Origin of the sequence: Streptomyces sp. T39, from assembly GCF_008042045.1 — a bacterium.
GTDB lineage: Bacteria > Actinomycetota > Actinomycetes > Streptomycetales > Streptomycetaceae > Streptomyces.
Window position 1 is genome coordinate 1 of sequence record NZ_RDBP01000150.1, and the last position, 636, is coordinate 636.

Genomic DNA, 636 nt, shown 5'->3' on the forward strand with positions numbered 1-636 from the left:
GCCGCCGCCGTGTGGGGTCTGCTGCGCAGCGCCCAGTCCGAGCACCCGGACCGCATCCTCCTGGTCGACGTCCACCGTGACCCCGACCTCGACCTGATACCCGAGGCCGACCTGTCCGGCGACGAGCCGGACTGGGGCGCGCTCCTGGAGACCGGCGAGCCGCAGCTCGCCGTGCGGGAGGGCGAGCTGTTCGCACCGCGCCTGGGCGCGGCTCCGGCCGTCGCCGACGACGCGTGGCGGCTGGCCGTCGCCCGCAAGGGCTCCCTGGACGGCGTGCAGGTCGCCCCCGGTGACGCCCGCCGCACGGACCGACAGCCGCACCTCGCCGGGGGCGAGCGGACGGCGGGCGTGAACTTCCGCGACGTGCTGATCGCGCTCGGCCTCTACCCGCAGGAGGCGCCCCTGGGCGCCGAGGCGGCCGGCGTGGTGCTGGAGACCGGGGCGGACGTCACGGACCTCGCGCCCGGCGACCGGGTCTTCGGCATCGTGATGGACTCCTTCGGTCCGGTGGCCGTCGCCCACGCGGGGCTCCTCGCCCGGATCCCCGACGCATGGTCGTTCACCGAGGCGGCGTCCGTGCCCGTGGCGTACGCGACCGCCTACTACGGGCTGGTGGACCGGGCCGGGCTGCGCGCC

General features: G+C 76.9%; 1 protein-coding gene. It reads left to right on the forward strand.

Features of this window, described 5'->3' with window-relative positions:
• The coding region (locus EAO77_RS36325; RefSeq protein ID WP_147992560.1) for an alcohol dehydrogenase catalytic domain-containing protein at window positions 1-636 on the forward strand (636 nt) is incomplete at both ends.